This window comes from Xanthomonas sp. LMC-A-07, assembly GCF_030208825.1.
Classification (GTDB): Bacteria; Pseudomonadota; Gammaproteobacteria; order Xanthomonadales; family Xanthomonadaceae; genus Xanthomonas; species Xanthomonas campestris.
The window spans coordinates 402,037-420,864 of the sequence record NZ_JARVTF010000008.1 but is presented as its reverse complement, the minus strand read 5'-3'; the positions used below and the strand labels follow the sequence as shown (position 1 = coordinate 420,864).

The following is an 18,828-nucleotide window of genomic DNA, read 5'->3' as shown; positions in this document are numbered from 1 at the left end:
ACGGTGCAAGGACCAGCAGTGCCAGCAGTGCAAGCAGGACCTTGTATCCAGTGAGTCCCCGATGTGTCACCGCTCGCTCCGGTCAGCCGTCTTGATCCCGAGCAAGACCTTCAAGCCGTGGGTGGTGCCGCGTGGCCCGATGGTCAGGTGGTCCTCGTCATTGAGAACGTCCAGCGTGAGATGCAACGACGGATAGTGCCGCGCGCGTAGTGCCTGCGCCATGTTCTGTGTGTCGACGACCATGTCGTGATTCTGGTGATAGCGCACTTGCTCGTACTCGCCAACGTATAGATAGACGAGCGCCGGCAGGTCTGTATGCGAGGCGGCAAAGGTTTTTTCCTGCGCCACCATCGCGTGCTCGCCATACCAATACGATGGGCTACCCAGGATGTAGCCGGCAAACATGTCCGGTGTGCTCAACAGGATCTGCGTGCCGAGCAGGCCACCGTACGAATGCCCGAGATACAGACGCCGCTGCTCGTCGGTTCGGTAGCGGTTGGCAACGAACGGCAGCACGCGATCGCGCAGGTAGCGGATGTAGTCGGCGCTCTTGCCATGGGTCGCAACCGGCGCCGCGGCCGGGCCATCTTCCGGTGTGGGCGTGTAATCGCGCCGCCGGCTGGGCATGGGCTCGTCGCCGACGGCGTAGGACAGGCCGACCAGGATGAAGTCCTCGATCGCCGGGCCTTCGCCATTCAAGCGCCGCGCGATCTGCTTGACCAAGGGAAACGCATAGTCGCCATCGGTGGCGTACAACACCGGGTAACGGCGTTGCGGATTGTCTGCATAGCCACGTGGCAGGGCGACGAAGACCTGATACGTGCGACCCGTTGCCGGGTCGGGCACGTCCCAGACCTCGCTGTCGACCATTTCATAGGGCTTGCCGCCGCCACGTTGCCCGCCCAACGGCGTGGCCTGTGCCGGCGTTGCAAGAGCCTGATTGGTGACTGCAGGTGCTGCTGCGGCGGGTGGCGCCTTGGCGGTGTTGTCGCACGCACTCAGCAACAGCACGACCAACCCGATCAATCCGATTCGATTCAAAGACATTCCCAGCCTAAAGTTGCGTGTGGTCCGTCGTGCGGACAGGGGGTGATGATTGCATGCGTTCAGATCATGAGCGGATCGCCAGCGCATGGCGTTGAGGAGGCTGCAGCGTCAACGCTGATCGTCATCAGGCGCGCCCCGGCTCACGTCCCTGAGTACGGCGCCGTAGCCATGGTAGAGATTCGCGGTGGGCAGCTGGTCTTGCGCGTGCATCCAGCGATGCAAGGCCGGCAGTTGGTAGAACGGCACGCGCACATGCTGGTGGTGTTCGATGTGGTAGTGGATGCCATGCGGGCCGCAGAAAAAGGTTTGCCAGCTGCGTGCGACGATGGTGCGCGCGCTGTGCCGCTGGTCCTCGCAGGCGACATAACCGGCATGCTCGGTGATGGCACGGATGCGGGCGAACAGCTGCAGCAGCGTCAGCGCCGGCAGCAGCCATAGGCCGAGGTACAGCAGCGGGTGGCCAAGCGCGGCGAGAACCCCGAACAGCAGCCCGTTGCTGAGCAGGATCGTGCCGGCAACCAACCCCAGGTGCTGCGGCACGGTAGGGGTGCGCGTACTGGCTGGTTGTGTGCTGCGCCTGCGCAGTGCATCGCGGATGGTGAGTACGTAGCCGATGCCGGTCACATCGCGGAGCAATCGCAGCGCCAGCTCGCGGCGCGAGACAGGGTAGTCGGCAATACCGAACATGATGGCCACCGGATCATCGGGCGACATCGGTGCGCGGTGATGCTGCAAATGCCCTTGCCGGTAGGCGAACAGCGACAGGAACAGCGGGCCGGCGGCCAGCGCCTGCGCCACTAGGTCATTACGTGACTGGCGATGCGCCAGCAGCCGGTGGGCGCCCTCGTGCATCATCACCGCGAGCGCAAGCTGGGTGCGGGCAATCACCACGATCGCCAACGCATACACTGCCGGATGTGGATACAGCATGGCGGCGCCAAAGCACAGCGCGATCACGGCCCAGTCGGCGGCCAGTGCCATGCCGCTGCGCCAGGGCTGCAGGCGGGCAAGCGCGATCGGCACCGTGGCGCTCATGCGTGCTGCCCGGTGGCTGTGAGTGCCACCCACGCGTGTGCAGGTGCGCCGCGTGCCAAGGCCAGGATCAGGCTGACCCATAGCTGCAGCCGCTGTGGCGCATCCAGCGTGGGTGCGTCGTGCCCGGCGACGGGCGGGGTTGTGCGCAACGCGTCGCAGGCGCGGTGGATGGCGTGCGCGAAGGCGTCTGCATCGCCCGTCCACGCAACGATTTGATGCGCCAGGCCGCAGGTTGCGGCATGCGCGGCATTGCGTTGTTGCTCCGGCTGCCCGGTGACGATCAGCAGGATGGGCCGCCGGTACACCAGCGCAATCGATAGCGCGGCCATGCCGGGCGCCGAGATCAGCAGCGTGCTGGTTGCGGCGTGGTCGATCCACTGTGGGTGGTCGGCCTGCCAGCCGGGGCGCTGCGCATAGCCCTCGCCGACACACAGGCTGCCCAATCCCGCGCGTCTCAGTCCTAGCTCCAGTGCCTGCGCGAGCGCGGGGTCGCGGAAGTGCGGGTTGAGATAGACCGCAGCCGTTGGCGCCGTGGGGGTGGCAGATGGGGATGCAATCGCTACCGGCGTTGGCAGCCGCACGCGTCGTCCGCTGGCCTGCGGTTGGCTTTGCGCGAAGTCGTGTTCCAGTTGCGCGGCGGCGCGGTCGATCTGCCAGCCGATGGCGCGTGAGAACAGCGCGGCCAGCACGCGCGGCAGCCGGCCTTCGAAATTGCCCTGCAGGGCGGCGCGCAAGCTGCCGCCATAGATGTGCACGATCTTGTGCCGCCAGACCGGCAGCATGCCCATCACCAGCAGCGCCGGATGGAAGGAATCGTTGAGGACCAGGTCGACCTCACGCAGGCGCCGCTGCAGTTGCAGGACATCGCGCAGCAGCCGCGCCGGATGCAGCAAATAGGCGCCGACGTTGGCATCGGTGGCGGCCGCGCGCATGTTCTGGCGCGCATCGAACTGCACGGCGTAATGCGGCGACAACACGCTCGCCTGGATGCCAAACGTATGGAGGAACTGTGCACCGGCAGCCGAGGTGGTGATGACCTCGACCGCCGCGCCCTGCGCCTGCAACGCATGCGTCAGCAGCTGTGCGCGCATCAGGTGGCCGCGTGCGTCGGCGGTGGCCAGGTACAGCAGGCGCGGGCGCTTCACCGCCACAGGTAAGCCCGTAAACGCAGCACCACACCGGCGGCATACATGCCGAGCGCACCACTGATGCCGAATGCACGGTCGATCCGCCGCACCTGCGCCAGCAGTGCCTGCAGCGCTGCCTGCTCATCTGCAGGCACCAGCCGCTGCAGGATCATCTGGCACTGTTGCACGTGGCGTTGCTCATCGCCGAGCACGCGCGTGAGCAGCGGCTGCAGCGTATGGCCGGCAGGCAACACGCCGCAGTGCCGCTGCAAGACGCGCGAGGCCATCTGTTCGGCACACAGCCCGATTGCAAACGCAGGCACCAGCAGGCCCTGCCGGAATTCACCCGCATGATGTGTTGCCAGCCGATGCCACTGCGCAATCTTGCGCCGGCTCAGGGCATCGGGCTGCGCGGAGGGACGTGCGGCACCGCGTGCGGCCAGTGCGGCGGCGAACGCCTGTGCATGCCATTGCTCTTCCTGCAGATGCTGGTCCATCAGCGGCACCAGCCACGCAGGCCGCTGCACCGGCACCTCGCGCTGCAAGGCCAGCTCGGTGGCCTCTTCGCCAACCAGATACATCCGCAGCAGCAGGCACTCGCCGGCGACGCTGGCATGCAGCTGACGTAATGCGGCCGCCTTGACTCGATCGACCAGCCACGCCTGGGTGCGCGCCCAGCCACGCAGAGGCGGTGGCTGCAGCGCCAGGAGCGGCACGCCGCCAGCGGTGCCGGGGTCAGCTGGCAGCGTGCTGCTCACCGCTAGGAGTGGTGGTAAGACAGCGCCTGCGCATCGGCGCGGCGGCGGCGCCAGCCCAGGCCGGCGGCCAGGCTGCCGAGCATGTCCACCGCGGAGAACGCGGCGATCAGTGCCAGCGCGGCGCCCCGGCGCAGCCCGCGGACGGGCGGCAGGTCCTGCGTGTTCAAGGCGTGCGCGCTGAACCACAGGCGCGATGCCAGCACGCACAGCGGCCCGACCGGCCCGCTGCGCGCCAGCCAGTGCAGCGATGCCGGCAGATACGCCTTGACCAGGTGCGGGGTCAGGCCCAGCGTGTCCTGGCCGCGCCACCAGCGCAGCTGCAATGCTTCGCCACGGGTGTCGGGCAGCTTGTGCACCGTGTGCGCACGGGGTGCGTAGTGCACCGCGATGCCGCAGGCCTGCAGATGCAGCCCCAGCACCTGGCAGTGCGCGCGGTAGACGCCATCCAATGGCTGGTAGGCATGCGCGGCGAAGATCTCGCGCCGGAACACCACGTTGTTCGCATAGAAATTGCGCGTGGCCTGCGGCTGCAAGGGGCTGGGGAAATACATGAAATCCAGCGTGGTCAGTGCGGTGCCAAGCAGCGTGGCGGCGTAGCTGGTACGCCCGGCAACCGCTGCCAGCTGCGGCTGTGTCCTGAAGGGCCGCAACAGTTCGGCCAACCAGTCCGCCGCCGGCAGGCAGTCGGCATCGGCAAAGATCACGTAGTCGCACAGCGCCGGATCGGTGGCGGCAAAGCCGCTGTTCTTCGCATCGTAATAGCCGGTGGTGGGCGCAATGCGGACAAAGGTCATCGGCCGCCCGGCGATGCCGCTGAGCGCGGCGCAGGCGGTCTCGCTCAGGCCGTCGTGGGTCACGATCAACTGCGCCAGCGCGGTAAGCGGAACCGTTTGCGCGGCCAGTGCGGCCACTGCACGCTGCAGGCTCTCCAGCACAGCGTTGTCTGCTGCGTCGCCTCCGCGCAGGTTGTTGGTCTCCAGGACCAGGGCGCAGCGCAGTGCAATCGGCGTGGACATCGTACGGATCCCTGTGACGTCGTGATCTCCCGGCAGCTGCGCCGTTGGACTGATCGCAGATGCCATCAAGTGCCGAGAGTTGCGCGACTATACCGGGAAAGCACGGGTTGGGACGGCTGGCGGGTCCTGGTGCCCGATGACACGGCGTTCGACGTGCAGCCTAGTGTGCAAGTGGCGGCGATGCCGAGCGTGCCGCGTCAGTGCGACCGCAACGGTTGCGCTGCGGTCAGCTCAATCCAGTGGCCCAAGCGCCTGCAACGCTGATGCGCGCGCCATATCGTTGGGGTTGGTACCGGGCAGGCCTTGTGGCACCTCCATGCCCTTGCTGCGGTAAAACTCTGTCCAATACGCGGACATCTGCCCGCTCTGCGGATTCTTGAAGTTCATCGGCTGCAGCGCGAAGACCTGATGCGCGCGGAAGGCGCGCTCGATGAAGTCCGAGCAGTAGTAGCTGTTGTCGTCCTGCACGTAGGTCAGGTTGTAGGGCTTGCCGAGCATGCGCCGCGCCTGTGCGATGGCATCGGGAATCGCCGCACGCTGCGCGGCGTTGAGCCGGTACACGAAGATCTGCCGCTGTTTGGCACGCGCCTGCTGGATGAAGTCGGCAAGCGGTTGCTGGCGCGAGCCTTCCTCGTCGGCATGCAGCACCACGCGCGCGCGGCCGTCATGGGCCACCAGGCCCACATGATCGAAGCTCGGTGCGCCCTGGGTGGCGGTGGCATCGTCGATGGCGCCGCTCAGGCCGGTGCGCGCGGCGGTGACGCACAGCAGATCACCATCGTGCAGCCGCACGGCCAGCGCCGAGGTCGGCAGCAAGGCCAGCAGGAGCAGGGACAACAACAGCCGGAACGTGTGCATGTGTGGATGCTTGGCGGTGGCAGGACGTGCCGATTATGAACAACAACGCCTGTCTCGGCGCGTATGCCGATGAAGGCGCAGCCCGGGGCGAGGGCAGCGGCTGTTGGCCGCGTGGTGCACGCAGCGATGCGTCTGCTCCGCTGACGATCGGGAGTTCCAGCCGCAGCGGCTTGCAAGAAGCGGTGGCTTGCCCGGGATCGCAACAACGGAAGCCCAAGCCTGGCCCGTGTTTTGTAGACTACGCAGGCCAGCGGGCGTCGCCGTCGCCATCGTGTCGCGGCATTACCTTGGTCGCCTGGAGTGTTGCATGCGTTCGTCTGCTGCGTTGTCGCCAATCGGCCGGCTGTTTGCCGTGGCCGCCCTGATCGAAGGAATCACCTGGGCCGGTCTGCTGATCGGCATGTGGCTCAAATATGGCCTGCAGACCACCGAGACGGTGGTCTGGCTGTTTGGCCGCCTGCACGGCGGTGCCTTTCTGTTCTATGTGGTGGTGAGCGTGCTGGCCGCGCTGCGGCTGCGTTGGCCGTGGTGGGCCTGGGCGCTGAGCCTGCTGGCCGCACTGCCGCCACTGGTGACGGTGCCGTTGGAACTTTGGTTCCGGCGTATTGGTTTGTTGGGTGTGCGGACGCGTTGATGCGGTTCGTCAGCGAGAGAGTGCGTTTCCCCAACGAAGGCCACGGTTTCTACACCGAAGCGCATCGGCGTGAGTACTACACGCGCTTGCTGGCGTTCTTGAGTAAGCAGCTGGGTGGCAGCACTGCGGACCAGTAGCTGCGCTGGTCATAGGTGGCGCGGCGCCGACGTGAGTGCAGTACGAGCACCGGCGCCATCGCGCAACACATGAACCATCTGCGTCGCGCGATGACACCAGCTGCGACTGGTGTGCTCAGTGCTTCGGCATCGGCTGCATCTGGTACTGCGCTGGCGGCGTAGCACCGAGCAGATACTGCACGAAGTAGTCCCAACGGCGGCGGGTGACGTACGGGGTCAGGTCGCCATAGCCATGCTTGGCATTGGGCAGCATCAGCATGTCGAAGTTCTTGTTGGCCTTGATCAGCGCATCGGCCACCAACAGGGTGAGATACGGCGGCACGTTGTCGTCGAGTGTGCCGTGCACCAGCATCAGCCGGCCTTGCAGCTTGCTTGCATGCGTCGCGTTGGCCTGGTCGTCGTAATTGGAGGTGCCGTCCTTGTTGACGATGTGCTCGCCGTGGTACTTCTCGGCCCAGTCGTCTTCGTAGCCGCGGTTGTCGTGGTTGCCGCTTTCCGACCAGGCCACCTTGAACAGTTCGGGGTAGCGCAGCATCGCGCCGGTGGACGCATTGCCGCCACCGGAGTGGCCCCAGATGCCGACGCGGGTGGTGTCGAACCACGGGTAGCGCTGGCCGAGTTCCTTCACCGCAGCCACCTGGTCGGGCAGGGTGTTGTCGCCCATGTTGGCGTACCAAGTGTCATGGAAGCTCTTGGAGCGCAAGGGCGTGCCCATGCCGTCGATGGCGATGACGATGAAGCCCAGTTCCGCCAGCGATTGATTGTCGCCATGGCCGGCGTAGAAGCCGCGCCCGCGCACCGAGCCGGTCTGCGGGCCGGGGTAGATGTAATCGATCACCGGATATTTGCGTGCCGGATCGAAGTGGGTGGGCTTGAACAGTAAGCCGTACAAGGTGGTCTTGCCGTCGCGCGCTTTCACCGTGATCGGTTCCGGCGGGACCCAGCCGGCGGCCTTCAGGCGGGTGATGTCGGCGGTGGCGACGGTGCTGAGCGTGCGCCCATCGGCTGCGTCGCGCAGCACGCTGACCGGTGGGGTGAGCGTGGTGGAATAGGTGTCGACGAAGCTCGCGCCATCGGGTGAGAGTGCAATGCTGTGATCGGCCACTTCCGGCGTCAGCAGCACCGGTGCGCCGCCGTCCAGGCTCACCTTCCACAGTTGCTGGTAGTACGGGTCCACGCCCGGCACCTTGCCCACGCCGACAAACCACGCGGTGCGGCTCACCGGGTCCACGCGCAGCAACTCGGTGACATTGCCTTCGCCGCTGGTGATCGCGCGTTTGGGCTTGCCGGTCTGCAGGTCGTACAGATACAGCTGGCCCCAGTCGCTGCGCTCGGAGAACCACACCGCTTCGTTGCTGCCGGGCAGATAGGCCCAGTTCGCCGCGACCTGGCCGCTTTCGTAATAGGTCTTGGCGGTTTCGTCGAAGGCGGTACGCACCGCGCCGGTGCTGGCGTCGGCAATGCGCAGCCACACCTGCTTGTGGAAGCGCGAGGTTGAGGCGAACGCCAGGGTCTTGCTGTCCGGCGCCCATTTCACGTCGTCCCACAGGCCCGGCGAGCAGCTCACGTCATCGCACAGGGTGGAGCGGTGCTGGTCCGGCGGCAGCTTCAGGCGCACCACGCTGGCGGTGGGCACGTCGATGATGACGCGCTCGATCATGGTCACGTCCTTGTCGCCGGCCAGCGGGTATTTCCACGACTGCAGTTCCGGATGCCCGAGCTTGGTGCTGACCAGATACATATCGCCGGTCTTGCGCTGGTCCTGCTGGAAGGTGACGATCTTGCGCGAGTCTGGCGACCACGCAACGATGGCGTTATCGCTGTGCTGCCAGCCGGCGTTGTCGGTGGCGTAGCCGAAGTTTTCCACGCCATCGCGGGTCAGCTGGGTCTCCTTGCCGGTGGCCAGCTCACGCACCCACAGGTTCCAGTTGCGGATGAAGGCCTCGCGGGTCTTGTCCGGCGACAGCACGCCCGGTTCGGCCTTGTCGCTGGCGTAGACCTTGCTGCAGGCGGCGCGTGCATCGCAGATCACGTCGGTGTCGCGGATCTTGAAACGGTAGCGGCCATCGGCGGTGAGGCTGACCTTGGGCGCCAGCGTGGCGGCCTTGAGCGGTTTGTCGCCGGTCTTGAGCAAGCTGTTGAGCGCGGTGGCCAGCCGGGCAGGCTTGAACAGTGGTGCGGTCTTGCCGGTGGCGGTGTCCAGCTGCAGCAGGCGGTCGCCTTTGGCGTCATGGTCCACATACACCACATGCGTGGGGTCAAGCCAGGTCACCTGCGTGGCGGCGTGGTCCACCAGCGGCTGCGCCAGATAGCTGACCAGGCGTTCGGCGCGCGCGTAATCGGCATCGGTCACGCTGGGTGCCTGCGCGCTGGCCAGTGCGGGCAGCAGGGCAACGGCCAGGGCGGTGAGCAGGTGGCGCATCGGCAACGGTGTGGGCATGTGGACCTCATCAAAAGAACGCGCGCCGAGCAGAGTGGCGCAACCCGGCAATGCTACGTGCGCGGGCGGGGCCTGCGACCCTGCCATACGTCGTGCTTTGCCACGGCGCGCAGCTGCGGGCGTGGTGCCAGGCGCGGCGCGTGCCGCGCAGCGGGTGCTGCTACTTGGTCATGCAGCGCTTCCAACGGTCGTTGACGCGTTGGGCGAACCAGGCGGTGGTGAGGGTGCGGGTGATCTTGGGGCTCTCCAGGGTGATGCCCGGCAGCACCGCGCGTGGCAGCGCCGCGCGGCCGTCGCGCTCGGCCAGCGCGAAGACCTGGCGATACAGCGGGCTGTCGTCGAAATCGGCGCGGTTGCCGTCTTCGAGCGCGGCGCGGATCTGGCGGTCAGTCATGCCCAGCTGGCTGGCCAGCGCCCGTGCGGCGCGTTCGGTGCCGCCGGGTGCGTCCAGGCTGGCGCCCGGGGTGAGCAGGTCGCCATCCAGCGCCAGCGCGATGCCGCTGGCCTTGCTCAGCGCGGCCTGGAACGCGGCATTGCGGCTGGCGTACCAGCCGGCATTGAAATCGGCAAAGCGGTACAGCAGCGCGTCGTAGCGGGCGGGGTAGCCCAGCAAATGCCGGGTGCCGAACCATAGCCCGCCGCGGCGGCTGAATACCTCATGCCGGATGGAGTCGTCAGGCGGGTAGGGGTAGCGGTCGGCATGCTGCTCGGCGAAAGCGATGCTCACCTGCATCGGTCCGCCGGTGCGCACCGGATTGAGCCCGCCAAACAAGCGCCCACCCAGCGGCACGCTGCCGGCGAAGTCTTCGAAGATGCCGCTCAGCTCCTGCTCGGTGCGCACAGCGGCAATGCGGGTGGCATAGCTGCGGCCATCGGGCGAGGTGATGCGCAGCGCGGCATCGACCATGAAGCCGGGCAGGTGGTGGGCGCTGGCGCGGCGGTCGATCTCCGCGCGCGAAATCTTGCCCAGGTTCGGCACCGGCGGATTGGCCTGATAGGTGGACTCCTGCTCGGTGACCGCCAGCACCGCGCAGATGTGTTCGGGCGTGGTGGCGATGTCCTGCGAGGCAAGCGCCACGTAGACGTCGGCGGCCCAGCCGGCGCGGTCGCTGAGCGATGCCGGCAGGCGGCGCGCGATATCGGCCTGCACGGCCTGTGGCGAACGTTGCGGCACGCGGGGCGCCTGCGTCGCACAGGCCGACAACAGGGCGAGCACGCCAAGCGCCAACAGGCGCGGAATCGAACGGGTCACGGCGTCTCCGGGAAAGGCGGGTGGTACTGCCGGTTGGCAGTTTACGTGGCGCGGTGTTGGCGGATGGCAGATGGCGGCGGCAGGCGCATGCACGGCTTGCCGGTGGCATGGCGTGGTTCACCGGGACAGCGCGTTGCTACTGGCCATACGGCCTGTCACCCGGGCGCCAATGGCCGCGGCGATGCGCTGCGTGCGGGACAGGTGCAGGACCGGCGAGCGCCACAGCTGGAGCGGCGCTTCGTAGAACACGCATCGTAGAACACGCATCGTAGAACACGCAGCGCTGCCACGTTCAGCGGGCGCCATTCAAGACCCTGGCCATACGGCCGATAACGAGCTCGACCATCTGCGCGATCGCCTGGTCGGGCACGTCGCGCGACCACCATCGTGCTCAGTGTCGCTATCGCGCGCGACTGCAGCATTGGTTCCATCACCTGCGACGGAGGACTGCGCCATGCCACAGCAATCAGTACCTCCTCACCAGTGCCACCTGCGTGCCACGGCCGCGATGCCATGGTGATCGCGATGCGTGTGCGATGAAGCGTCAGCGCACGGCGTGGTGGCTCCCGCATCTGTGCACTGCACTGCTGTGGGTCAGTGGCGCTGCCTGGAGCCAGCCGCAACCCTGGGCCACGACCGAAGCCATGCTGCTCGACGACCCCACCGCCGCCCTGCAGGCCACCGAACGGCAGCTGCGCCAGGCGCGCGCAAGCGGGCAGGCCGATGCCACGTTCTGGGCGGCCTTGGCACAGGCGCGGGTGCTGATTTCGCTGGAAGACAGTGCGCGCCGCAAACAGGCGCTGACGCAGGCACGCGACGTGCTGGGCCAGCTGCATGGCAGCGGCGCACAGGCGCGGCTGTGGCTGGACACGGTGCAGGCGCTGAGCGATGTGCGCGAAAACCCCAATCGCTCCATGGTGGCGCGCCTGGAAGAATTGCGCCGGCAGGCGCGCGCGCTGGGCCGCCGTGACCTGCTGTGCGAAATCGACGCGGTGGACATGTGGAGCATGCTGGCATCGGGCAGCAGCGATGAGGCCTGGAATGCCGCGCAGGCCAGCTACCAATGTGCGGTGCGCGAAGGATCGCTGTCGCTGGAGCTGGATGCGTTGACACAGCTCGGCTCACTGGCCAGCCGCGTGGGCGGGCGCACCGCCAAGGAAAACGAAGCCGAAGCGTATCTGCTGCGTGCATTGGCGCGCCTGGGTAACCTGCCGGCACGCTTCCAGCGCAGCCTGATCGAATACGAATACGGTGCCTCGTTGGCGCTGCAACAGCCGGACGCGGCGTTGGTGCATTTCCGCCGCGCACTGGCCTTGAGTCGCGCGCTGGGCGATCAGGCCGGCGTGGCAGCGGCACTGACCAGTGCCAGCGAAGCCTTGATCGAGACCGGTGATGCCGCCGCGGCGCTGGTTACCGCCAACGAGGCGCTGCCGCTGATGCAGGCGCAGGGCAACATCGGCCGCGTCGCGGCCTGCCACGCGGTGTTGTTGAAGGCGATGACCGCGCTGAAGAATGCGCGCCTGGGCGAGGAGATCGCCGCGGCCAGGCGCGCCGATGGGCCGCGGCTGGCATCGAGCCGCCGTGTGGACCTGGCCGATGCCATTGCCGCGGCGCTGGCCTCGATGGGCCAACACGCGCAGGCCTACGCCGAACTGCAACGCGCCAACGCCTTGCGTGAGCGCAGCCAGGAAGGCCAGCGCGACACCGTGATGCTGCGGCTGCAGGCGCGCTACGAAGACGCACGGCGCAGTGCGGAAACCGCGGAATTGCGCCGCCGCAGCGAAACCGCGCAGTTGGCGCTGCAGGCGCGCGAAGCTGGCCAGCGCACCTTGTGGATCGCGCTGTGTGCGGCCTGCCTGTTGCTGATCGCCGCGCTGGTGGTGGTGGCGGTGGGCTGGCGCCATCGCCGCCAGCTTTCCACCCTGGCCATGCGCGACGAACTGACCGGCCTGCCCAACCGTCGCGCGATCCGCACCGAGGCGCAGCAGCAGATCGAGCATGCGCTGCGTACGCGCACCTCTTGCATGCTGGCCTTGATCGACCTGGACCACTTCAAGCAGATCAACGACGTGCACGGCCATGCCACCGGCGACGCGGTGCTCAAGGCACTGGCTGCCGCGTCCCGGCGCGCCCTGCGCGAGCGCGACCAGCTCGGCCGGTTGGGCGGCGAGGAATTTCTGCTGGTGTTGCCCGGCTGCACCGCTGACGAAATCGGCAACGTGTTCGCGCGTCTGCGCAGTGCGGTCGCGGCGATTGCCATCGCGGGCCTGCCGGCAGATGCGCCGGTGCGCTTCTGCCTGGGCGCGGTGCGCGTCACCCCGGCGACCGGGCTGGACGTGCTGCTGAGTCAGGCCGACCTGGCGCTGTACGCCGCCAAAACCGCCGGCCGCGACCAATGGGCCGTGTACGGCGCGTAGTGCAAGTGCGCGCGCTGGTGGAGTGCGACAATGGCGCCGCACTGCGGCACACTTTGCGCGCGGCGCTGCCGCACCTCCTGCCTGCTCAGCGATGCCATTCCTTGCGAACCGATAGCCGCCTTTCCCGCATGCTGCATGTGCTGTTGCACATGGCCAGGAGTGCGCAGCCGATGACCTCCGAACAGATCGCCAGCATGCTGTCGACCAATGCGGTGGTGGTGCGGCGGACCATGGCCGGCCTGCGCGAGGCCGGCTACGTGCAATCGTCCAAGGGCCACCACGGTGGCTGGCAGTTGGCGCGCGATCTTGCCCAGGTCACATTGCTGGATGTGCACCGCGCTGTCGGTGGCCCGCATCTGTTCGCGATCGGCACCGACCAGGACCACCCGCAATGCGGTGTGGAGCGTGTGGTCAATGCCGCCATCGCCGACGTGCTTACCGCCGCCGAAACCTTGCTGTTGGAGCGCCTGGGAACGGTGACCCTGGCGGACTTGGCCAGTGACTTCGATGCTTTGTGCAAGACCGCCACACCCGTGCAAGCCGCGGGAAAAGCCAAGCGCGTACGGCGCGATTGAGCGGTTCGGCAGCGCCGGTGGCCTTGTGGTGGGTGCGCTCGGTTGCCGGTGTCCTTGCTTGCCAGCGATGGTTATGTGATCTGTCTGCTTGCGTGCAGCCTGATGCTGCTTCAACGAAATGAGTAGTTCATCGCTGCGCTTCGAATGAGGTGACGGGCGACGCATGCACTTGTGGTCTCTGTAGGCCTTGCTCGTCGCAGTGCAGGCAATCACGCGGCAGGCTGCACGCTGTACGTGGCGCGGCGTTGGCCATGTGATCAGCGCGGTGCGCGTAATCGCCTCGCAACCTCCGCAATCTCGCAGTGCTTAGCGTTGCAGGGCATGACAGATCGACGCCGTGGATCACCAGCTCGCCGGCACGCGCGTTGAGGTTGGCCACGTGCTGCACCGCCTTGATCATCCACGAATAGCGCCCATCGCCGGCGTCGTCCAGCACCTTGAAGCCATAGAGCTGCGTCCCCGGCTGGCTGCACTCCAGGCTGTCGCCCTGCAGTGGCCATACGATCAACACGGCACGCACAGTCGCTTCAAGTGCTGACTCCAGTCTCGACAACAGCGCAGCCGCTGAGCTCGCTGATGAGCGCATGCACAACCACATAGCCCTCCGGTGACCGCTTGAACCGCCGGCCCAATCATGTAACATCGAAAAGTACATAAAGAAGCAAAAGGCAAGGCAGCGCAATGCACTACGACGTGATCATCATCGGTGGCAGCTACGCGGGACTCTCGGCCGGCTTGCAGCTCGCGCGTGCACGCCGCCGCGTTCTGGTGGTGGACAGTGGTCTGCGCCGCAATCGCTTTGCCGCAACCTCGCATGGTTTTTTGAGCCGCGACGGCGAGTCGCCCGCGCAAATTGCCGCGCACGGACGCACGCAGTTGCGCGCGTATCCCGATGTGCACTGGGCCGATGCCGAGGTGACGCAGGTGGACGGCACCGCAGAGGCATTCCGCGTGACGCTTGGCAATGGTGGGGCCCACATGGCGCGCCGTCTCATCATTGCCACGGGTGTGGTGGACCGCCTGCCGGATATCCCGGGCCTGGCCGAGCGCTGGGGCAAGCATATCTTCGTGTGTCCGTATTGCCATGGCTACGAACTGGAGCAGGGACAAATTGGCGTGCTGGCCACGTCTGCGTTTGCGGTGCATCAGGCCGCGATGCTGCCGGATTGGGGCGTCACCCGTCTGTTCTTGAACGATGCGCTGGTCTTGGACGCCGCGCAGAACGCCCAGCTACAGGCACGCGGCGTGACCCTGGTGCCAGGCGCGGTGGCCCGCATCCAGGGCGACGACGCGCATGTGGAGGTGGTGCTGCGCGATGGGCAAACCACACAACTAGACGGCCTGTTCATCACCACGCAACCCCACATCAGCCCTGTGGTGACGGCAATGGGGTGCGCCCTGGCGGACGGGCCACTGGGCAGCCATGTAGCGGTGGATGCAATGCAGGCCACCTCGGTTCCCGGGGTCTTTGCATGCGGCGACATTGCCAGCCCCGCAGCCTCGGTGACCTTCGCGGTGGCCAGCGGTGCCATGGCCGGCGTGGCTGCGCATCGCTCGCTGATCTTTGGCTTGCCGGCGTGAACTGAGCTGGCGCGGTGACCGCGAAGCGGCGAAGAGAGAACTCGCGCGCGTGATCGGTGTTATCGCCGCCATTTTGCACCGGTTCCAGCTAATGAATGTTGGTCGGCGGTAACAGCCATGTACCGCGATCTATGCCGAATCGTGCGCTCGCCCTCTGCATTTACTGACGAGTGCGCGCTGCGCTCGTCAGCCGCTGCAGTGGTTTGCGAATCGCCCGCAGCAGCACCATTGCGTCTGCGCATCGGCCGCATACAAATACGCCCGGTGCAGGGAGATCGGCAGCAAACCGTAGTGTCTGCCGATCTCCCTGCACCAGGCGCGTGGAGACGACTGCAGTGCGCAGTCGTCTCTGCTGTTACTGCTGCACTTCCTGGAACGGCACGTTATGTTCCTTGGAATACGCGCGCTGCGCCGTGTTCAGGGCCTGAATGTCGGCCACCAGGCCGTTGGCGGTGGTCTGCAGCTGCTTGCCCAGCGGTGCCAGGGTCTCGTTGGTGTAGCCATCCGGCAACGCGGCAATCTGCTCCATCGCGGCCATGGTGGCGTCGGCGCTCTTGAGGGTGGCAACCAGCTTGGCATCCAGCTCCTTGGCGTTATCGGGCACGCCCGAGGCCATCATCGTGTTGGCCTGTGTATTGGCGGCCAGAGCCTTGCGCTGGCCGGCCAGTGCAATCTTGTACTGCTCCAGCGGCTTGTGCGCGATGGCATCGGCCATCAGCGACTGCCCGCGCTCGCCCGACACCCATGGGTCGACGATTTGGACCACGCCGTTCCACACCGAGATGTTATGCAGGAGATAGTCGCTGGAGGACATCTTGGCGGCGCCGCTGGCGATATCGCTTCCGCCACAGGCAGACAGCAGCAGGCTGAAAGAAAGCACGACAAACGCGGTGAAAGTCTTCAAAGCAGAGTCCTTGGTACGGATTTTCCGCGGCAGGGCCGCAGCGAACAGGAGAACACCAAGGAAGCGCCAACGGGCTGCAGCATCGCGACCGATGCGGACGATCTTCCTTGATACGAAGCAGCGCTTGGGTCCATCCCGCGATGCGGGTGCGCTACGGCATGGAGTATAGCGGCCGTCGTCAGATGCATGCGGCATTGCCCGCTCAAGCGCGATCTGCACGCGCTCAATCCTCATCGTGTGCTGTGCGGCAGGCGCCGGTATTGGCAGCGTGGATCTGTGCGTAGCGGTGCGTGCATGCGACATCGGTAAACTGGCGAACGATTCGTTGCAGTGGCACTACGTTGAAACCACCCCGTCGCCGTGCAGTTGTACCAGCACCCAACTCACGCAAGGAGCGCATCGCGGCGGTGCTGCAAGGTGCGGGCATGCTACTGGTGGCGGCAGCCTGCTGCATGCGGCTGGCGCTGCTGGTCGAGGCCGTGGTGAAGGGGCGTTATGTCAGCGTTATCCGTGGGCGGCCGACACGCATCTTCCTGCTGGAGGCGGATGCGCAGCGTTACTGGATCGCTATTGGCTGGGATGCGGCGGTGACAGGTGGCTTGTTGGTGCTGCTGCTGGTGATCGCCCGCATGTGGTGGCTGCAGCGGCGCTGATGCCGCGTGTAGCCCACTGTTGTGCAGCGATGCGTTTCTCGTATCGCAGCGCTCTACCAGCACCGCGCATTAACGCAGCGCTGTTCTGAGACGTGACGTGCATTGCGCATTCCGGCGCGGCATGGCGCTGCATCGAGCGTATTGCTTGATGATCAAGCGCCATCACGGCCGCAGTTCGGCCGTCTCCGCTCAGCGTGTGGGCTGCCCTGCCGCTGGCTTCTTCCGCTTGAGATTCGGCCAGGTGTCGTAGCCGTAGACGAAGTTCTTCTGGTCGGTGCCCTCGGTGGGGTCGCAGCGTGGCGAACTTCCGCTGCTGGCGATGCCGGGTTCCAGCTTCCCGCCCACATCGCGCACGGCCTGCGCGGCGTAGTCGCAGATCGGCCCGTCGGTTGCCACGTTCCAATCGGTGCGCGTACTGGGCTTGGCATGCTGGATCAACACGATTGGCGTGCCGTTGAACACATGCACTTGTGCAGCGTGATCGCGCCCGGTGCTGAAATAGCAGGGTGCCGGAATGCCCAGCGGCAGGGTTTCGGCATCGCGCTGGACCACGCACTGGCCGTCGCGTTCGCCCAACTGCAGCACCCGGCCCGCCAGGGTGGCGGTGGTCACCGGATGGCGCGTGGTCACCGGTGACGATGCGGCGGCGGGAGTCTGTGCGTCTGCCGGCAGGCAGGCGAGCATCAAACCGAGTGCGAGGGTGCTGGCGGCAACTGGCAGGTGCATGCAACGTCCGTGTCGATGGCGCCGCAGTATGGCAGATGCGCTGGCTGCTCCTTCCTTCAGATCATCCAGCCCAGGGATGCAGCAGCCCACGCGTTGGGCCACGCGCCTGCATTGCTAGACTCGTGGCACTGCAAATGGAGCGCGCAGCGTGGAGATGGAAACCCTGAAGGCCGCGCGGCGGCCGCCGGTGTTCGGTGGGCTGTCGTTGCTGGCGGTGCCGGTGGGTGGTGGTGTCGGGATCATTGCCGCCGCCGGCTACGGCGGCTACGGCGCGGCGATTGCCGGGCTGATGGTCGCGGTCTGCGTCGCGGCCGTCATCGGGCTTGCGTGCCTGATGCTGTCGCGGCTCAACAACGAGCGCTATGTGCCGCTCGCATGGGCCGGTGCGGTGCTCAGCGTCATTCCCGGCGTGATGCTGCTGGTCCTCATCGTGCTGCGAGGTTGACGCTGATTGCATCAGGCCTGCATCACCGCCGTGGCGGCAGCACCGCCAGCACGCCATCGAGCGCCAGCTGGGTGCGAAACCCGGCCTTGCTCAGCCGCTTGCTCACTTCGTTGGGCACGTCGCGGCCGCTGGTGAGCTTGTTGGGCGCGCCGGTGTAATGGAACAGGCGCCCCCCCGGACGCAGCACGCGCGCCAGCTGGTCGTAGAACACTTGCGAATACAGCTCCCCGGCAATGCCGAAGCGTGGCGGGTCGTGCAGGATGGCATCGAATGCTGCATCGGCCAGCGTGGTGATGTGCTGCGCCACATCGCCATGGGTCAGGTGCAGGCGGCCGGCCGCTGCTGCCGCGTCCGGATCCGGTGACCAGGGGTTGAGCGTGCGCAGCCACAGCACGTCGGCGTTCTTTTCGAACGACTGCAGCTGCGCGACGCCGGCCTCCAGGCAGCAGGCCGCGAAGTAGCCGAGGCCGCCGCAGGTGTCGAGCACGGTCTTGCCGCGCGGTTCCACCAGCGCCACCTTGCGTTGCGCATCCTCGAACGGCGAGAGCTGCGCTGAAGGCAGCATCTTGATGCCGTCGATCTCGAAGGTGGGCGCGCCCCAGTCGGTGGGCACCAGCTTGATCAAGCTGCCGCCGAAGCGCGAGATGGGTTCGAAGTCGTCGCCATCCCAGAAATACAGCGTGCGGTCCTTGAGCTTGCCCGGATACGGGTAGCCCTTGCCCTGCCACTGCCAGGTCTGCGCATCGAGCTCGGCGGTGGCCGTGGTGCGGCCCAGGTCCAGCGAGCCGGTCCAGCGTGGGTGGCCGTGGTCGCGCGCGGCAAGCAGGGCGAGGGCGTCGGAGCGGGTCAGCAGGGGGCCGGAGTAATGGGACACGATGACGGGTCTGCACCGGGCCGCGCCACACGCACGACCAGGCTGAAGGGGAGGGACCGGCATCGTACCTGAGCCATTGCGCCGCGGCATCGGGGCAGTGCGTGCGTGCTGGCGGCCGTTGTGCTGGCGTAGCGCTGGCGGCTTGGCCACCCTTGGGTGCGCGCGGCCGACGACCCGGTACGCAAGATGCGCTTGTGCACTGCGTGGCATGCACTTTCTTCGCAGCGGCAGCGCTCCGCAAGCGGGCCGCGCTGGGCCAACAAACCGCCGTGTCGCTGCTATCGCGGTACTGCCGTGCCCGGATTCACCGCGCGCCAATTCCGCTTGAGCGCATCGCACCGCATACTTG

At 66.7% G+C, this 18,828-nt stretch carries 19 protein-coding genes; 7 read left to right on the top strand and 12 right to left on the bottom strand.

Annotated features, from left to right (window positions below; translation table 11 throughout):
- Positions 1-66: 66 nt before the first annotated feature.
- The 6 genes from QRM89_RS09205 to QRM89_RS09180 all read right to left on the bottom strand — a co-directional run bounded on the left by QRM89_RS09205 (position 67) and on the right by QRM89_RS09180 (position 5,841).
- Positions 67-1,047: an alpha/beta hydrolase-fold protein gene (locus QRM89_RS09205; RefSeq protein WP_285447846.1), complete on the bottom strand. Its 981-nt coding sequence runs from the start codon at positions 1,045-1,047 to the stop codon at positions 67-69.
- Positions 1,048-1,155: 108 nt separating this feature from the next.
- On the bottom strand, positions 1,156-2,082 hold the full coding sequence (locus QRM89_RS09200; protein WP_285447845.1) for a fatty acid desaturase family protein: 927 nt from the start codon (positions 2,080-2,082) through the stop codon (positions 1,156-1,158).
- Positions 2,079-3,227, bottom strand: a complete 1,149-nt coding sequence (locus QRM89_RS09195) for a hypothetical protein (protein ID WP_285447844.1) — start codon at positions 3,225-3,227, stop codon at positions 2,079-2,081. Before QRM89_RS09195 ends, QRM89_RS09200 begins: the two co-directional genes overlap by 4 nt.
- A complete protein-coding gene (locus QRM89_RS09190) occupies positions 3,224-3,967 on the bottom strand; it encodes a hypothetical protein (protein ID WP_285447843.1) in 744 nt (247 codons plus the stop codon). The genes QRM89_RS09195 and QRM89_RS09190 overlap by 4 nt, the downstream gene beginning before the upstream one ends.
- 2 nt (positions 3,968-3,969) lie before the next feature.
- Positions 3,970-4,983: a glycosyltransferase family 2 protein gene (locus tag QRM89_RS09185; RefSeq protein WP_285447842.1), complete on the bottom strand. Its 1,014-nt coding sequence runs from the start codon at positions 4,981-4,983 to the stop codon at positions 3,970-3,972.
- Between the two features lie 231 nt (positions 4,984-5,214).
- Positions 5,215-5,841: a YiiX/YebB-like N1pC/P60 family cysteine hydrolase gene (locus QRM89_RS09180; protein ID WP_285447841.1), complete on the bottom strand. Its 627-nt coding sequence runs from the start codon at positions 5,839-5,841 to the stop codon at positions 5,215-5,217.
- A 307-nt stretch (positions 5,842-6,148) separates the two neighbouring features.
- On the opposite strand from QRM89_RS09180, the gene QRM89_RS09175 reads away from it, so the two are divergent.
- The gene (locus QRM89_RS09175; RefSeq protein WP_040940558.1) at positions 6,149-6,475 is read left to right on the top strand and encodes a DUF3817 domain-containing protein; all 327 of its coding nucleotides are present in this window, start codon (positions 6,149-6,151) and stop codon (positions 6,473-6,475) included.
- On the top strand, positions 6,475-6,612 hold the full coding sequence (locus QRM89_RS09170; protein WP_186829840.1) for a hypothetical protein: 138 nt from the start codon (positions 6,475-6,477) through the stop codon (positions 6,610-6,612). The genes QRM89_RS09175 and QRM89_RS09170 overlap by 1 nt, the downstream gene beginning before the upstream one ends.
- Positions 6,613-6,727: 115 nt before the next feature.
- Here QRM89_RS09170 and QRM89_RS09165 read toward each other — a convergent pair whose 3' ends face one another.
- Both QRM89_RS09165 and QRM89_RS09160 read right to left on the bottom strand, forming a co-directional pair.
- Positions 6,728-9,052, bottom strand: a complete 2,325-nt coding sequence (locus QRM89_RS09165) for a S9 family peptidase (RefSeq protein WP_285447840.1) — start codon at positions 9,050-9,052, stop codon at positions 6,728-6,730.
- A gap of 160 nt (positions 9,053-9,212) precedes the next feature.
- Entirely contained in the window at positions 9,213-10,304 is a 1,092-nt protein-coding gene (locus tag QRM89_RS09160) for a DUF1615 domain-containing protein (protein ID WP_285447839.1), read from the bottom strand.
- 536 nt (positions 10,305-10,840) lie between these two features.
- Here QRM89_RS09160 and QRM89_RS09155 point away from each other — a divergent pair.
- Positions 10,841-12,721, top strand: coding sequence for a GGDEF domain-containing protein (locus QRM89_RS09155; protein WP_285447838.1), 1,881 nt, complete (start codon positions 10,841-10,843; stop codon positions 12,719-12,721).
- Positions 12,722-12,849: 128 nt separating this feature from the next.
- Positions 12,850-13,296 (top strand): Rrf2 family transcriptional regulator, encoded by a 447-nt coding sequence (locus tag QRM89_RS09150; protein WP_238595513.1) that lies wholly within the window; start codon positions 12,850-12,852, stop codon positions 13,294-13,296.
- A 127-nt stretch (positions 13,297-13,423) separates the two neighbouring features.
- Here the strand turns inward: QRM89_RS09150 and QRM89_RS09145 are convergent, their stop codons facing one another.
- Positions 13,424-13,807, bottom strand: a complete 384-nt coding sequence (locus QRM89_RS09145) for a hypothetical protein (RefSeq protein ID WP_285447975.1) — start codon at positions 13,805-13,807, stop codon at positions 13,424-13,426.
- A 170-nt stretch (positions 13,808-13,977) separates the two neighbouring features.
- Here QRM89_RS09145 and QRM89_RS09140 point away from each other — a divergent pair, with 170 nt between their 5' ends.
- Entirely contained in the window at positions 13,978-14,877 is a 900-nt protein-coding gene (locus tag QRM89_RS09140) for an NAD(P)/FAD-dependent oxidoreductase (RefSeq protein ID WP_285447837.1), read from the top strand.
- Between the two features lie 355 nt (positions 14,878-15,232).
- Here the strand turns inward: QRM89_RS09140 and QRM89_RS09135 are convergent, their stop codons facing one another.
- Complete coding sequence (locus QRM89_RS09135; RefSeq protein WP_042597172.1) at positions 15,233-15,781, bottom strand: hypothetical protein; 549 nt, start codon at positions 15,779-15,781, stop codon at positions 15,233-15,235.
- A 452-nt stretch (positions 15,782-16,233) separates the two neighbouring features.
- On the opposite strand from QRM89_RS09135, the gene QRM89_RS09130 reads away from it, so the two are divergent.
- Positions 16,234-16,434 carry a hypothetical protein gene (locus QRM89_RS09130; protein ID WP_285447836.1) on the top strand — a complete coding sequence of 67 codons (201 nt, stop codon included), beginning with the start codon at positions 16,234-16,236 and terminating at the stop codon, positions 16,432-16,434.
- A 189-nt stretch (positions 16,435-16,623) separates the two neighbouring features.
- On the opposite strand, the gene QRM89_RS09125 is transcribed toward QRM89_RS09130, so the two are convergent.
- Positions 16,624-17,118, bottom strand: coding sequence for a hypothetical protein (locus tag QRM89_RS09125; protein WP_285447967.1), 495 nt, complete (start codon positions 17,116-17,118; stop codon positions 16,624-16,626).
- Between the two features lie 196 nt (positions 17,119-17,314).
- Here QRM89_RS09125 and QRM89_RS09120 point away from each other — a divergent pair, with 196 nt between their 5' ends.
- Entirely contained in the window at positions 17,315-17,605 is a 291-nt protein-coding gene (locus tag QRM89_RS09120; RefSeq protein ID WP_115571928.1) for a hypothetical protein, read from the top strand.
- Between the two features lie 22 nt (positions 17,606-17,627).
- Here QRM89_RS09120 and QRM89_RS09115 read toward each other — a convergent pair whose 3' ends face one another.
- Positions 17,628-18,542: an MnmC family methyltransferase gene (locus QRM89_RS09115; protein ID WP_343237677.1), complete on the bottom strand. Its 915-nt coding sequence runs from the start codon at positions 18,540-18,542 to the stop codon at positions 17,628-17,630.
- Between the last annotated feature and the right edge of the window lie 286 nt (positions 18,543-18,828).

Bases quoted from the DNA above. Each gene is read 5' to 3' on its own strand.
- QRM89_RS09205 (WP_285447846.1), bottom strand. From the start codon at position 1,047: ATGTCTTTGAATCGAATCGGATTGATCGGGTTGGTCGTGCTGTTGCTG.
- QRM89_RS09200 (WP_285447845.1), bottom strand. From the start codon at position 2,082: ATGAGCGCCACGGTGCCGATCGCGCTTGCCCGCCTGCAGCCCTGGCGC.
- QRM89_RS09185 (WP_285447842.1), bottom strand. From the start codon at position 4,983: ATGTCCACGCCGATTGCACTGCGCTGCGCCCTGGTCCTGGAGACCAAC.
- QRM89_RS09180 (WP_285447841.1), bottom strand. From the start codon at position 5,841: ATGCACACGTTCCGGCTGTTGTTGTCCCTGCTCCTGCTGGCCTTGCTG.
- QRM89_RS09175 (WP_040940558.1), top strand. From the start codon at position 6,149: ATGCGTTCGTCTGCTGCGTTGTCGCCAATCGGCCGGCTGTTTGCCGTG.
- QRM89_RS09170 (WP_186829840.1), top strand. From the start codon at position 6,475: ATGCGGTTCGTCAGCGAGAGAGTGCGTTTCCCCAACGAAGGCCACGGT.
- QRM89_RS09165 (WP_285447840.1), bottom strand. From the start codon at position 9,052: ATGCCCACACCGTTGCCGATGCGCCACCTGCTCACCGCCCTGGCCGTT.
- QRM89_RS09155 (WP_285447838.1), top strand. From the start codon at position 10,841: ATGAAGCGTCAGCGCACGGCGTGGTGGCTCCCGCATCTGTGCACTGCA.
- QRM89_RS09150 (WP_238595513.1), top strand. From the start codon at position 12,850: ATGCTGCATGTGCTGTTGCACATGGCCAGGAGTGCGCAGCCGATGACC.
- QRM89_RS09140 (WP_285447837.1), top strand. From the start codon at position 13,978: ATGCACTACGACGTGATCATCATCGGTGGCAGCTACGCGGGACTCTCG.
- QRM89_RS09130 (WP_285447836.1), top strand. From the start codon at position 16,234: ATGCGGCTGGCGCTGCTGGTCGAGGCCGTGGTGAAGGGGCGTTATGTC.
- QRM89_RS09125 (WP_285447967.1), bottom strand. From the start codon at position 17,118: ATGCTCGCCTGCCTGCCGGCAGACGCACAGACTCCCGCCGCCGCATCG.
- QRM89_RS09120 (WP_115571928.1), top strand. From the start codon at position 17,315: ATGGAAACCCTGAAGGCCGCGCGGCGGCCGCCGGTGTTCGGTGGGCTG.
- QRM89_RS09115 (WP_343237677.1), bottom strand. From the start codon at position 18,542: ATGCCGGTCCCTCCCCTTCAGCCTGGTCGTGCGTGTGGCGCGGCCCGG.